The sequence below is a fragment of the Streptomyces sp. DSM 40868 genome (assembly GCF_011820545.1).
GTDB lineage: Bacteria > Actinomycetota > Actinomycetes > Streptomycetales > Streptomycetaceae > Streptomyces > Streptomyces eurythermus.
Genome location: NZ_CP050504.1, coordinates 4,548,996 through 4,562,690, shown reverse-complemented (window position 1 = coordinate 4,562,690; position 13,695 = coordinate 4,548,996). Strand labels below are relative to the sequence as shown.

The following is a 13,695-nucleotide window of genomic DNA, read 5'->3' as shown; positions in this document are numbered from 1 at the left end:
CGTCACCTCAGGGTGTCGTCGGCCCGGTCGTCGCCGGTGCGCTTCAACCGGCGGTGTCACCCGCGGTGCCGCCGACGGTCGTGGTGCCCTCGGAGGTGCCGCCCTCGGTCGTGGTGCCCTCGGTCGTGTCGCCGCCCTCGGTCGTGCCCTCGTCCGTGCCGCCCTCGGTGGTGCCGGCGTCGGTGCCGCCGTTCACCGGGTCCGTGGGCTGCGACGGCGTGGTCTGCGGGCTCGACGGCTGGTTGCTCGGGGGCGGGGAGGCCGACTGCGACTGGGGGTACGACGGCGTGGTCGCCGGCCCCCCGCCCGTGCCGCCACCGCTCGTGTTCCACTCACCCGTCCCCGCCGAGGTGTCCGACGGCTCGCCGGTGGTGTCCTCGTCGGACGGGGTCGGGGAGGGCGACTCCTTCTCGGTGTTCTTGGAGTGCGTCGCGGACGGCTTGGTGTCGGATCCGCCCTTGCCGCCGTCGTCCTTCGTGCTGTACAGCGCCAGTGCCACGCCCGCGGAGATCGCGATGACCGCGAGGACGGCGAGGATCCACAGCTTGCCGCGCCCGCTGCCCCGGTTGCCGTGCCCCTCGAAGCCGCCGTCGTCGCCGCTGCCGTAGCCCGTGGGCAGGATCGGCTGCGGGATCTGCGCGGTGCCGCCCGCGTCCACCGGGTGCGGCATGACGGTCGTCCCCGCGAAACCGGCCGACGGGGTGTGCCGGCCGTCGGGCGCCTCCACCAGGCCGGTGTTCCAGGTGCCGGTGTGGCCGCCCTGCTCGTACAGCATCTGCAGGCCGTACTGGACCAGGCCGCGCATCTCCTCGGCCGTCTGGAACCGGTCGTCGGGGTCCTTGGCGAGGGAGCGCATCACCAGGCCGTCCAGCTCCGGCGGGCAGGTGCCGTCGACGACCTGCGACGGCGGCACCGGCATGTCCTGGACGTGCTGGTAGACCACGGAGAGCGGCGTCTCGCCGGTGAACGGGGGCCTGAGCGCGAGCAGTTCGTACAGCAGGCAGCCGGTCGCGTACAGGTCGGAGCGGTGGTCGACGGCCTTGCCGAGCGCCTGCTCCGGGGAGAGGTACTGCGGGGTGCCCATGACCATGCCGGTCTGCGTCATCGTCGTGGACGCGCCGTGCAGGGCGCGGGCGATGCCGAAGTCCATCACCTTGACGGCACCGCTGTGGGTGATGATGACATTCGCCGGCTTGATGTCACGGTGCACGATGCCGTGCTGGTGCGAGTAGGCGAGCGCCTCCAGCACCCCCGAGACGATGATCAGAGCCTGCTCGGGGCCCGGCGCCTCGGCGTTCATCAGCAGATCGCGGATGGTGCGGCCCTCGACCAGCTCCATGACGATGTACGGCACGGACTGGCCGCCCACCGTGTCCTCGCCGGAGTCGTACACGGCGACGATCGCGTGGTGGTTCAGCCCCGCGACCGACTGCGCCTCGCGGGTGAACCGCGCCTTGGAGACCGGGTCTTCGGCCAGGTCCGCGCGGAGCAGCTTGACCGCGACCGTGCGGCCCAGGCGGACGTCCTCGGCGGCGAACACCTCGGCCATGCCACCCCGGCCGAGCCGGTGCGTGAGCCGGTACCGCCCGTCGCCGACGAGCCCGCCGTTGCCCCACAGCTCCGGCGCGTCCGACATGCCGCCGCCAGTCGCCTCGGGGTCGGACGGGCCCTGAGAGCGCTGCGTCTGTGCCATCAGTCCTCGCCGTCGTTTCTGCCCGCGGTGCGCGCGGTGTTGTTACGGTCTCCGTCGGCCACGCTACAGCCTTCGTGGGGGCCGCCGGTCCGGAACCGCAACCGGGACGGACCCGAGACGGACCGGTCATGAAACCTCCAGCAGGCGCTGTCGTGCAAATTATGTGCGCCGGTCGTACGTCCCCTGTAACGCTTGCGCGACGCTTCTTGCGCGTACGGTCACGGAACGGGCACCGAGCTTGACGTGTCGGTGCCCTCCGGCAGACTTGGCCGGGAATGAGACATTCGATCAAGGCCTGTTCGCTGGATCACGGCGCCGGACGGCCAGTGGGGGACGCGGAGAGATGAGCCAGCACGGCGCACCGGGCCGGTACGCGGGGCAGGCCCTGGCCCAGGGCCGCTACCAGCTGCGCGACCTGCTCGGCGAGGGCGGCATGGCCTCGGTGCACCTGGCGCACGACACGGTGCTGGACCGTCCGGTCGCGATCAAGACCCTGCACACCGAACTCGGCCGGGAACAGGCGTTCCGCGAGCGCTTCCGCCGCGAGGCGCAGGCCGTGGCCAAGCTCACGCACACCAACATCGTCTCCGTCTTCGACACCGGCGAGGACGAGCTGAACGGCATGGCCACGCCGTACATCGTCATGGAGTACGTCGAGGGCCGACCGCTGGGCTCGGTCCTGGAGGAGGACATCCGGCAGTACGGCGCGATGCCCGCCGACAAGGCGCTGAAGATCACCGCCGATGTGCTCGCCGCCCTGGAGATCAGCCACGAGATGGGGCTGGTCCACCGCGACATCAAGCCGGGCAACGTGATGACGACCAAGCGCGGTGTGGTCAAGGTCATGGACTTCGGCATCGCCCGCGCCATGCAGTCCGGCGTCACCTCGATGACGCAGACCGGCATGGTCGTGGGCACCCCGCAGTACCTCTCGCCCGAGCAGGCCCTCGGCCGTGGCGTGGACGCCCGCTCCGACCTGTACTCGGTCGGCATCATGCTGTTCCAACTGGTCACCGGCCGGCTGCCGTTCGACGCGGACTCGCCGCTGGCGATCGCGTACGCGCATGTGCAGGAGGAGCCGGTGGCGCCCTCCTCGGTCAACCGCGCGCTGCCGCCCGCCGTGGACGCGCTGGTCGCCCGCGCGCTGAAGAAGAACCCGAACGAACGCTTCCCGACCGCCGAGGCCATGCGCGACGAGTGCCTGCGCGTCGCGGCCTCCCTCCAGGCGGCGACGCCGAGCATCGTGCCGGACGCCGGGCCGCGGCAGAGCGGTTCGGGCGTCGGCGCCGCGGTGTTCCCGCCGGTCGACCGGGCGGCCTCGGCCCCGCAGGCGCAGCCGCTGACGCCGTACCAGCCGGCTCCCGCCCCGGCGCCGAACCCGTACGGCTCGCCGACACCGCCCGCCCCGGCCTACGGCTACCCGCCGCGGGCCGGTTACCAGGCCCCGCCCGTCGCCTACGGTCCGCAGGGCCCCGCCGCCCAGACCCCGCCGCCGTACACGATGTCGCCCCGGCCGGCCCAGTCGTCCCAGCCGTCCCGGCCGTCCGGCGGTTCCGGACGCGGCAGGCGGCCGGTGATCGTCACCTCGGTCGCGGTGGCGGCCATCGTGGTCGCCGGGGTGACCGTCGCGCTGACGCTGAAGGACGACGGCACGGACACCAAGGGCGGCGGCGCCGTCCCCTCGGCGTCCGCGTCCCACCGGGCGGGCTACCGCGGGCCGGACCACACCCGGCGGATCGACAAGAACGAGTGCACCGACCCGCAGGAGTCGTGGCAGGACTCGGCCAAGATCGAGCTGCCCGACTTCCGGTACAAGGACATCGACTCCGTGAAGCAGTGCCTCCAGGCCGCGGGCTGGACGTGGAAGATCGCCCACGAGGACGACAACACCTGGGGCGACGGGACCGTCCTGAAGCAGTTCCCCGCCCAGGGCGCCGATGTGGACCCGGACGACGTGGGCACCATCGAACTGAGCGTGTCGACGGGCAATCCCCCGCAGTAGCCATCCCGGCGGTGACCGGCAGGCAGGGCGGGGCACCGCACGTACGCCCCCGGGGGGCACGGGACACGACAAGGGCCCGGCGGTCGTCCGCCGGGCCCTTGTCGTGTCGTGTCCGTGTCGTGTCGGATCGCGTGGCCGCTCCGGGCGCGGGCCGCGCGGGTTACAGGTACGGGCCGCCCGAACGGCCGCCCGCGTGCTCGTCGCCGCCCTCGGGGCCGGTCACACCCGGCGGGAGCGCGCGGCGCATCTGCTCCAGCTGGGCCCGCGCGGCCATCTGCTGGGCGAACAGCGTCGTCTGGATCCCGTGGAAGAGGCCCTCCAGCCAGCCCACCAACTGCGCCTGGGCGATCCGCAGTTCCGCGTCGCTGGGAGTGGCGTCGTCGGTGAACGGCAGGGAAAGCCGTTCCAGCTCCTCGACCAGCTCGGGGGCCAGGCCGTCCTCCAGCTCCTTCACGGAGCTGGCGTGGATCTCCTTCAGCCGCACCCGGCTGGCCTCGTCGAGGGGAGCCGCCCGCACCTCCTCCAGCAGCTGCTTGATCATGCTGCCGATCCGCATGACCTTGGCCGGCTGCTCCACCTGCTCCGTCACCGGGGTCTCACGGGAGTCCTCGTCCCCGCCGCCGAGTGCCATCCCGTCCTGACCCACGACGAGGATCTGCGGATTCTCCGGCGACCGTTCGTTCCTCGGCATCTCCATGCCGTCATTCTCTCGCACGCCCCCACCTCATCACCGTGGTGCCCCCGCGTGGCGCGGATCCGCCGTTTCGACCCGACGGCCCAATCCGAAATGCCCCCTTTCGGATTGGATGTGAGGCTGGTTCCCGTCGGTTATCCATCGGTCACGACACCTGGGCTCCGGGAGGTCACCGACGTGACTCCACGCCTGCGACTCACGTTCCGCTGTCTGCGGCTGCCGGCCGTCCTCACGGCCGCGACGCTGCCGTGGTACGGCATCGCCGTCGTCCACGGCAGTCCGTCCGCGTACGCCGCCGAGCCGGGCCCGGCCCCCGCGTCCGCGCCGAGCCACGGCGAGGGGCGGCAGGGACCCGCCCGGGACGCGCCACCGGGGCGGTCGGTGCCGAAGCTCCCGCCCCCGGGCCACTCCGCCGGCACCCATTCCGCCGAGGCCCATTCCGCCGGGGCGCGCCCGCACGACCGGCATCCGGACGCGGACCACCGTGCCCCGGAGCAGGAGCGCCCGGAACATGAGCGCCCGGACCGGGACCACACGGACCGGCACGACGGGGACCGGGACCACACGGGCGAGGATCACCCGGGCCGCGACCGGCCCGGTCGGGGGCCGTCCGCCTCCTCCGGCCCCGCGCAGAAGGACTCCGCCACCCCGGTGCCCCTGCCGTCCGACTCCGCCTCGGCCTCGGCCTCGGTCCACCCCTATCGCTCCCTCGCCTGGACCGAGCCCACCCGGGCGGGCAGCCGGGCCGGTGAGGGGCGGATGCGCCCGGGCCGGCCGGACCGGCCCGCCACCGAGGCGGAGGACGAGGACGACTCCGCCACCGCCACCCCGGCCGTCCAGCCGGCGGAGCCGGAGACCACGGACGTGCCCGCCGCCTCCGAGGACCCGGCCCAGGAGGCCGGCCCGGGCTCCACCCCGCCCGCGCCACGGCCCGGCACCCGGCAGGCGAGCCGGCAGAGCGAGGCCGTGACCGAGCCGGTCCTGCGGATCCTGCCGCTGGGCAGCGGCCTGGTGCTCATCGGCCTGGGTCTCGGCCTGGCCCTGCTGGGCCTGAGACTGCGCAGGAGCTGACCAGAGGGCCCCGCCGACGCGGGGCCCGTCCGGCTCTCGCGCTACGGCGCCACCAGCAGCACCTTGCCGATGTGACCACTGGCCTCCACCAGCCGGTGCGCCTCGGCCGCCTCCGGCATCGGCAGCTCCCGGTCCACGATCGGCCGGACGTCCCCGGCGGCGAGCAGCGGCCACACATGCTCACGGACGGCGGCGACGATGGCCGCCTTCTCGCCCAGCGGGCGGCCGCGCAGCGAGGTCGCGCTGATGGCGCCCCGCTTGCCGAGCAGCGCGCCGATGTTCAGCTCGCCCTTCACCCCGCCCTGCATACCGATGATCGCCAGGCGTCCGTTGACGGCGAGGGCCTGGACGTTGCGGTCCAGGTACTTGGCCCCCATGTTGTCGAGGATGACGTCGGCGCCCGCGCCGTCGGTGGCCTGCTTGATCTCCGCGACGAAGTCCTGCTCGCGGTAGTTGATGAGCACGTCCGCGCCCAGCTCGGCGCAGCGCTCCAGCTTCTCCTTCGTGCCGGCGGTCACCGCGACCCGGGCGCCGAGGGCCTTGGCCAGCTGGATCGCCATGGTGCCGATGCCGCTGGAACCGCCGTGCACCAGCAGCGTCTCGCCCGGCCGCAGATGGGCGACCATGAACACGTTGGACCAGACCGTGCAGACCACCTCGGGCAGCGCGGCCGCCTGCCGGAGGGACAGGCCCTCGGGCACGGGCAGCAGCTGCCCGGCCGGTACGGCGACCTTCTCGGCGTAGCCGCCGCCCGCGAGCAGCGCGCACACCTCGTCGCCGACGGCCCAGCCCGAGACGCCGGGGCCGAGCGCGGCGATCCTGCCGGAGCACTCCAGGCCGGGGTAGGGGGAGGCGCCGGGCGGAGGGGAGTAGGAGCCCTGGCGCTGGAGGATGTCGGCACGGTTGACGGCGCTGGCCGCCACCTCGACCAGCACCTCGCCCTCGCCGGGCACCGGATCGGGGACGTCCGTCCACACCAGAGCCTCGGGACCACCGGGTTGGGGAATCGTGATCGCATGCATGCCGGTGACGCTACTCCCCACCGGCCCGGTCAGCCGTGTGACAGGGGGCGGGTGTCCGGAGTGACCTGGTTGCCCGGGGTGGCCCGGACGATGGTGATGAGCCGGTCGGTCAGCTGGAGGGTGCCGACGGACGGGTCGTCGTACCCCAGCACCCGGTGCCCGCGCACGACGCTCACCACCAGGTCGTCCGTCTCGCGCGGCGTCTTGCCCACCTCGCCGCGCACCACCGGCCGTTCGACGAGGTCCAGTCCGCTGCCCTGCTGGATGAGGTCCTCCATCACCATGCCGGCGGCCGGGCTCAGCACGGACAGGCCGAGCAGCCGGCCGGCCGCGCCGGAGCTGGTGATGACGGCATCGGCGCCGGACTGCCGCAGCAGCGGGGCGTTCTCCTCCTCGCGGACGGCGGCCACGATCTTGGCGCCGCGGTTGAGCTGGCGGGCGGTCAGGGTGACGAGGACCGCGGTGTCGTCGCGCTGCGGGGCGATGATGATCTGCCGCGCCTTGTGCACCTCGGCCCGCTTGAGCACCTCACTGCGGGTGGCGTCGCCCATCACCCCGGCGTACCCCTCGGCGGTCGCCGCGTCGATCGCCTTGGAGCTGGGGTCGACCACGACGACCTGCTCCTTCTTCAGCCCGGTCGCGCAGACGGTCTGGATGGCCGACCGCCCCTTCGTGCCGAAGCCGACGACAACGGTGTGATCGCGCAAGACGGACCTCCAGCGGTTCAGGCGCCATTCCTCACGGGTGCGCTCGGTGAGGACTTCCAGCGTGGTGCCGACCAGGATGATCAGGAACAGCACGCGCAGCGGCGTGATGAGGAAGATGTTGGTGAGCCGGGCACCGTCGCTGACCGGGGTGATGTCGCCGTATCCCGTGGTGGAGAGGGTCACGGTCGCGTAGTAGAACGCGTCGAGCAGGCTCACGGAGCCGTCGGCGTTGTCGCGGTAGCCCTCGTGGTCGGCATAGACGATGAACGCGGTGGCCACCAGCACCGCCAGGGCCATGACCAACCGCTTGACGACCTGGCGGATCGGGCGCTCCACCACTTTTCTCGGGAGTTTCACCCGATGGGTCACCAGATGCTCGTCCGCTTGGCGGGCGATGGCGTCATGGCCCGGAAGTTTCACGTGAAACACACCCCGATTCCGGCGGTCGCCCATGGCAGGTCCAGCAGCTCCGCCTCCTCGCCCTGCCGGGCCCCGCCCGGCGGTACGACGGCCAGCGCGTCGGCGGCGGCGATGCCGCGCAGCATCGCCGGGCCGTTGTAGTGCAGCGGCACGGCGTGGTCCCCGCGCAGCACCACGGGGATGAGCCGGGTGTCGTACGGGTGCCCCTGCACCGCCTCCTTCAGGGGCAGGGTGTACGGCTCGGGGGCGGGGCGGGCGGCGAGGGTCCGCAGCAGCGGTTCGGCGAGCGTGAGCAGGCCGGAGACGGCCGCGAGGGGGTTGCCGGGCAGGCCGACGAGGTGCTGGTGCTCCTTGGTGCGGGCCAGCAGCATGGGGTGGCCCGGCCGCACCTTGACGCCGTCCACGAGGAGTTCGGCGCCGACGCGTTCCAGGACCGGGTGGACGTGGTCGACGGGTCCGGCGGCGGTGCCGCCCGTGGTGATGACGAGGTCGGCCCGGGAGGCGGTGACCGCCTTGCGCAGCGCCCGGGCGTCGTCGCCGATCCGGCGCACGGCCACGACGTCGGCGCCGAGCGCACGCAGCCAAGGCGGCAGCATGGGCCCGAGCGCGTCCCTGATCAGGCCGTCGTGCGGCAGGCCCTCGGTCAGCAACTCGTCGCCCAGGATCAGGACTTCGACGCGGGGGCGGGGAACGACGGTGACCGTGTCGTAGCCGGCCGCCGCGGCGAGGCCGAGGACGGCGGGGGTGACGAGGGTACCGACGGGCAGCAACTGGTCACCGGTACGGCACTCCTGGCCCCGGGGACGGATGTCCTGACCGTGGGACATCTCGCGGGTGGGGTGCAGCCGGCCCTGGGCGTCGGTCCGGCCGTGCTCGGTGCGCAGGACGGCGGTGGTGTCGGCGGGAACGCGGGCGCCGGTGGCGATGCGGACCGCCACGCCGTCGGTGAGCGGCTCGGGCTGGGCGTGCCCGGCGAGCACCCCCTCCTCCCGTACCTGCCAGGGCCCGGGCCCGGCGACCGCCCAGCCGTCCATCGCGGAGGTGTCGAAGGAGGGCAGGTCGGTGAGCGCGTCCAGGGGGGCGGCCAGCACCAGTCCGAGGGCGTCACCGAGGGGCACGGAGACGGGCGCGCGCCGGTCCCCGGCGGAGCTGTCCGCCGTGCCCTGCCGGCCGTGGGCGCGCGCGGTCCGGGCGGCGCGGGCGGCGATCTCGCGGGCGTGGGGCCAGGGGGTGGCCGTGTGGCGCTCGGCGGGCTGTCGTACGGCCGGACCGCCGGGCGGGCGGGCGGCGCCGTCGTCCGGGGGCTCCCGGTGGGGTTCCCGCACCAGCGCCAGGGCCTCCTCGACGTCGAGGTCGTCGGTGTCGGCGGCGGGTGCCCCGGCCGGGGTGCCGGGGGCGGTCATCCGGCGTCCGGGGCGCTCGGGCCCCCGCCGCTAGCGCTCTTCCCGGCAGCGTCGCTCTCCTCTTCCCAGCGCAAGGCCAGCGCGGCGGCCTTGCGGGCGGCCTCGGCGACGGCCTCGGGGCCGCCCGCGCCCCGGGCCGCCGCGTAGCCGACGAGGAAGGTGGTCAGCGGGGCGGCGGGGCGGGCCACGCCGTGGGCGGCGTCACGGGCCAGGTCGAGCAGGACGCCGGTGTCGACGTCCAGGTCGATGCCCAACTCGTCCTTGACTGCGGAGATCCATTCATCCAACACGTGCCCATGCTCCCTGATGCGTGCCCTGGCGTCGGCGATGTCGTCCCAGGTGTCGCAGTCGAACGACGCGAGCGGGTCCGGGACACGGGTGAGGCGGAGGGTTCCGGTCAGCCGGCGCAGGGGGAGCCCGGTGAGGGCGCCGTGGGCGGCGGCGAGGGCGGCCAGCTCGCGGCGCAGGGCGGCCGTGCGGTAGGCGGCCACGAGCGGCTGGTCGCGGCCGCCCGCGTCGGTGAGCAGCGCACCGTCGGCGCCCGTGTCCCGCAGGGCGGTCAGGAGCCGGCGGAGCGTCCCGGACCGGAGGAAGGGCAGATCGGCGGAGAGGACGACGGTGTGCCCGGCGGTGGTGTGCCGCAGTCCGGCCGCCAGCGCGGCGAGCGGCCCGCCGCCGGGCGGGTCCTCGCGGGTCCAGCGCACCGGGCGGGCGGTGGGACGGGGCGCGGCCACGACGACGGTCGTCCGGGCGTCCGCGCAGGCCGCGAGCACCCGGTCCAGCAGCGCCCGGCCGCCGACCCGGACGCCGGGTTTGTCGGCCCCGCCGAGCCGCCGGGCGGCACCGCCGGCCAGTACGACGGCGTCGTACGGGGCGGGTGTCCCGGGGGCGGCGGGTGCGGCGTCGGTCACCCCACGAGTATGTCCCGTCGGGCCCTGCTTCCGGACCGGGCGCGGGTCACAGGATGCGCACGCTCTCCTCCCGCAGGGGTGTCTCCTTTCACAAGGCGCTCCCTCTTCACAAGGTGGGCCCTGCTACAAGGTGCGCAGCAGCACCGCCGGCTGTTCCACGCAGTCCGCCACGTAGCGCAGGAAGCCGCCCGCCGTGCCGCCGTCGCACACCCGGTGGTCGAAGGTGAGCGAGAGCTGCACGACCTGCCGGACGGCCAGCTCCCCCTCGTGCACCCACGGCTTGGGCACGATGCGGCCGACGCCGAGCATGGCCGCCTCGGGGTGGTTGACGATCGGCGTGGAGCCGTCGACGCCGAAGACCCCGTAGTTGTTCAGCGTGAAGGTGCCGCCGGTGAGTTCACCGGGGGTCAGTGTCCCGGTGCGGGCGGCCTCGGTGAGCCGGGCGAACTCGGCGGTCAGGGACTCGGCGTCGCGCGTGTGGGCGTCCCGGACGACCGGCACGACCAGCCCGCGGTCGGTCTGCGCGGCGAACCCGAGGTGGACGCGGTCGAGCCGGACGATCTCGCGGGCCTCGGTGTCGACGGTGGAGTTCAGCTCGGGGAACCGGGCCAGCGCGGCGGTGCAGATCCGGGCGAGCAGCGCGAGGAGGGAGATCTTCGGCCCGGAGGTGGCGTTCATGGCGGCCCGGGCGCGCATGAGTCCGGTCGCGTCGGCGTCGACCCAGCAGGTCGCGTCCGGGATTTCCCGGCGGCTGCGGGAGAGCTTGTCGGCGACGGCACCGCGGACGCCCTTGAGCGGGATCCGCACCCCGCCCTCGGCGCGGGGCGCTGTCGCGGGGGCCGCTCCGGCTTGCCCGCCGGCCGTACCGGCGGGAGTCCGTACGGCCTGGCCGGCGGCCGTATCCGCGGGCGCGGTCCGGGTGCGCAGGGCGTTCTCGACGTCCGCGCGCAGGATGAGGCCGTCCGGGCCGGAGCCGGTCAGCTGCCTGAGGTCGAGGTCGTTGTCCCGGGCGAGCTTGCGCACGAGCGGGGAGATCACGGGGACCGGTCCCCCAGCGGGTGCGGGGGCGGCCGCCGGCCCCGACACGGGTGCGGTGCCGGCCGTCGGCGGCGGCGCGGCCACGCGCGCGTGCGGGGCGGCGTCGGCGGTGCCCGGACGCCGGGCCTGTCCGTCGACGGCGGCCGTGCCCGCCCGGACCCGGCGCCGGCGGGCCGCCGGTGCCTGGGTGCCGTAGCCGACCAGGACGTTGCCCGAGCCCTCCGTGCCGTCCTCCGGTTCGCCGACGGCGACCGTCAGGAGCGGGGCGCCGACGGGCAGTTCGGCGCCCTCCTCGCCGAAGCGGGCGGTGACCACGCCGCCGTAGGGACAGGGCACCTCGACCATCGCCTTGGCCGTCTCCACCTCGACCACCGGCTGATCGACGGCGACCACGTCGCCGACCTGGACCAGCCAGCGGACGATCTCCGCCTCGGTGAGCCCCTCGCCGAGGTCGGGCAGCTTGAACTCCAGCACCTGAGCCATCAGCCCTCGGCCTCCCACTGCAGCCGGGCCACGGCGTCCAGGATGCGGTCGACGCCGGGCAGGTGGTGCCGCTCCAGCATGGGCGGCGGATAGGGGATGTCGAAGCCGGCCACGCGCAGCACCGGCGCCTCCAGGTGGTGGAAGCAGCGTTCGGTGATCCGGGCCGCGATCTCGCCGCCCGGGCCGCCGAACCCGGTGGACTCGTGGACGACGACCGCGCGGCCGGTGCGCCGGACGGCCGCGCAGACCGTCTCGTCGTCGAAGGGCACCAGGGAGCGCAGGTCGATCACCTCCAGGTCCCAGCCCTCGGCCCGGGCGGCCTCGGCGGCCTCCAGACAGACCGGCACGGAGGGGCCGTAGGTGATCAGTGTGGCGCTGCTGCCGGGGCGGCGCACCACCGCGCGTCCGATGGGCGCCACGTCCGTGGGCCGCTCGGGGTCCCAGGTGTCCTTCGACCAGTACAGCCGCTTGGGTTCGAGGAAGACCACCGGGTCGTCGGAGGCGATGGCCTGGCGCAGCAGCCCGTAGGCGTCGGCGACGGTGGCCGGGGTGACGACGTGCAGGCCCGGGGTGGCCATGTAGTAGGCCTCGGACGAGTCGCTGTGGTGCTCGACGCCGCCGATGCCGCCGCCGTAGGGGACGCGGACGGTGATCGGCAGGGGCATCCGGCCGCGCGTGCGGTTGCGCATCCGGGCGACGTGGCTGACCAGTTGCTCGAACGCCGGGTAGGCGAAGGCGTCGAACTGCATCTCCACGACCGGGCGCAGCCCGTACATCGCCATGCCGACGGCGGTACCGAGGATGCCCGCCTCGGCGAGCGGGGTGTCGGTACAGCGGTCCTCGCCGAACTCCTTGGCGAGCCCGTCGGTGACGCGGAAGACCCCGCCGAGGGTGCCGACGTCCTCGCCCAGGACGTGCACGGCGGGATCGGCGGCCATGGCGTCGCGCATCGCGCGCGTGAGTGCCTGGGCCAGGGTGGCGGGCTTGACGGCGACGGTGGTCATCGGGCGCCGCCTTCCCGCGCGCCGGGCTCGTCGCCGGCCCCTGACTGCTCCCGCTCGGCTTCCAGCTCGGCCCGCAACAGGGCCCGCTGTTCGCGCAGCTGGGCGGTCGTGTCGGCGTAGACGTGGTCGAAGAGGTCCATGGGGTCGAGTTCGGGATCCCGGTTCATGTGTTCGCGCAAGGAGGCGGCCATGGTCTCGGCGTCCTGCCGGGCGGCCTCGACACCGGCCTCGTCCAGCAGCCCGCGTGCGGTCAGTTCGCGTTCCAGCAGCTCGACCGGGTCGTGCGCGCGCCAGGCCGCGACCTCGGCGTCCTGTCGGTAGCGGGTGGCGTCGTCGGCGTTGGTGTGGGCGTCCAGGCGGTACGTCACCGCTTCCACCAGGGTCGGGCCACCGCCCGCGCGCGCGTGCCGTACGGCCTCGGCGAGGACTTCGTGCACGGCGGCGGCGTCGTTGCCGTCGACCAGCCGGCCCGGCATGCCGTACCCGACGGCCTTGTGGGCCAGGGAGGGCGCGGCGGTCTGCTTGGCGAGCGGGACGGAGATGGCGAAGCCGTTGTTCTGGACCAGGAAGACGACCGGGGCCTGCCATACGGCGGCGAAGTTCAGCGCCTCGTGGAAGTCGCCCTCGCTGGTGCCGCCGTCGCCGACCATGGCCAGCGCCACCACGTCGTCGCCCTTGAGGCGGGCGGCGTGGGCGAGGCCGACGGCGTGCGGCAGCTGGGTGGCCAACGGGGTGCTGAGGGGGGCCACCCGGTGGGCGTAGGGGTCGTAGCCGTTGTGCCAGTCGCCGCGCAGCAGGGTGAGCGCCTGGACCGGGTCCACGCCCCGGGCGACGACGGCGAGCGTGTCGCGGTAGCTGGGGAAGAGCCAGTCGCGTTCCTCGAGGGCCAGGGCGGCGCCGATCTGGCAGGCCTCCTGGCCGGTGCTGGACGGGTAGACGGCGAGCCGGCCCTGCTTGGTCAGCGCCGTGGCCTGCGCGTTGTAGCGGCGCCCGCGCACCAGCTGGGCATAGAGCCTCAGCAGCAGGCCGGGGTCGGTCTTGGCGGCCGCCTCGGTGCCGAGGACGCGGTAGGGCTCGGCGTCGGGCAGCAGCGGCGCGGGGTCCGTACGGGGCTGCCAGGCGGGCGGCGGCGAGGGCCGGTACGCGCCCCGCTGCTCCAGAACCGTCATGACGGCACCTCCTCGTGGGAGCGGCTAGGAGACGGAGCGTCTGTGACCCGTCTCACCTACCGATTGTTCGGTTGACGG

Annotated in this window: 11 protein-coding genes; 2 read left to right on the top strand and 9 right to left on the bottom strand. The window is 74.2% G+C overall.

All coding sequences use genetic code 11. The features are described from left to right. Positions 1–43: 43 nt before the first annotated feature. Positions 44–1,693, bottom strand: a complete 1,650-nt coding sequence (locus HB370_RS20780; RefSeq protein ID WP_106980629.1) for a protein kinase — start codon at positions 1,691–1,693, stop codon at positions 44–46. Between the two features lie 343 nt (positions 1,694–2,036). Between HB370_RS20780 and HB370_RS20775 the strand changes: the two genes are divergently transcribed. Then, positions 2,037–3,695, top strand: a complete 1,659-nt coding sequence (locus HB370_RS20775; RefSeq protein ID WP_030780764.1) for a Stk1 family PASTA domain-containing Ser/Thr kinase — start codon at positions 2,037–2,039, stop codon at positions 3,693–3,695. A 160-nt stretch (positions 3,696–3,855) separates the two neighbouring features. Here the strand turns inward: HB370_RS20775 and HB370_RS20770 are convergent, their stop codons facing one another. After that, a complete protein-coding gene (locus HB370_RS20770) occupies positions 3,856–4,392 on the bottom strand; it encodes a bacterial proteasome activator family protein (RefSeq protein WP_030780767.1) in 537 nt (178 codons plus the stop codon). A 174-nt stretch (positions 4,393–4,566) separates the two neighbouring features. Here HB370_RS20770 and HB370_RS20765 point away from each other — a divergent pair, with 174 nt between their 5' ends. Next, entirely contained in the window at positions 4,567–5,460 is an 894-nt protein-coding gene (locus HB370_RS20765; RefSeq protein ID WP_030780770.1) for a hypothetical protein, read from the top strand. 41 nt (positions 5,461–5,501) lie between these two features. On the opposite strand, the gene HB370_RS20760 is transcribed toward HB370_RS20765, so the two are convergent. From HB370_RS20760 to pdhA, 7 genes are all read right to left on the bottom strand, one after another. After that, a complete protein-coding gene (locus HB370_RS20760; protein WP_030780773.1) occupies positions 5,502–6,482 on the bottom strand; it encodes an NAD(P)H-quinone oxidoreductase in 981 nt (326 codons plus the stop codon). Between the two features lie 29 nt (positions 6,483–6,511). Continuing rightward, on the bottom strand, positions 6,512–7,609 hold the full coding sequence (locus HB370_RS20755; protein ID WP_078637478.1) for a potassium channel family protein: 1,098 nt from the start codon (positions 7,607–7,609) through the stop codon (positions 6,512–6,514). Continuing rightward, positions 7,606–9,012: a molybdopterin molybdotransferase MoeA gene (locus HB370_RS20750; RefSeq protein ID WP_030780779.1), complete on the bottom strand. Its 1,407-nt coding sequence runs from the start codon at positions 9,010–9,012 to the stop codon at positions 7,606–7,608. Before HB370_RS20750 ends, HB370_RS20755 begins: the two co-directional genes overlap by 4 nt. After that, the gene (locus HB370_RS20745; protein ID WP_030780782.1) at positions 9,009–9,923 is read right to left on the bottom strand and encodes an NTP transferase domain-containing protein; all 915 of its coding nucleotides are present in this window, start codon (positions 9,921–9,923) and stop codon (positions 9,009–9,011) included. Before HB370_RS20745 ends, HB370_RS20750 begins: the two co-directional genes overlap by 4 nt. 123 nt (positions 9,924–10,046) lie before the next feature. Beyond that, a complete protein-coding gene (locus HB370_RS20740) occupies positions 10,047–11,444 on the bottom strand; it encodes a dihydrolipoamide acetyltransferase family protein (RefSeq protein ID WP_030780785.1) in 1,398 nt (465 codons plus the stop codon). Next, positions 11,444–12,448 (bottom strand): alpha-ketoacid dehydrogenase subunit beta, encoded by a 1,005-nt coding sequence (locus HB370_RS20735; protein ID WP_030780788.1) that lies wholly within the window; start codon positions 12,446–12,448, stop codon positions 11,444–11,446. Before HB370_RS20735 ends, HB370_RS20740 begins: the two co-directional genes overlap by 1 nt. After that, positions 12,445–13,617: a pyruvate dehydrogenase (acetyl-transferring) E1 component subunit alpha gene (gene pdhA / locus HB370_RS20730; protein ID WP_030780791.1), complete on the bottom strand. Its 1,173-nt coding sequence runs from the start codon at positions 13,615–13,617 to the stop codon at positions 12,445–12,447. Before pdhA ends, HB370_RS20735 begins: the two co-directional genes overlap by 4 nt. Between the last annotated feature and the right edge of the window lie 78 nt (positions 13,618–13,695).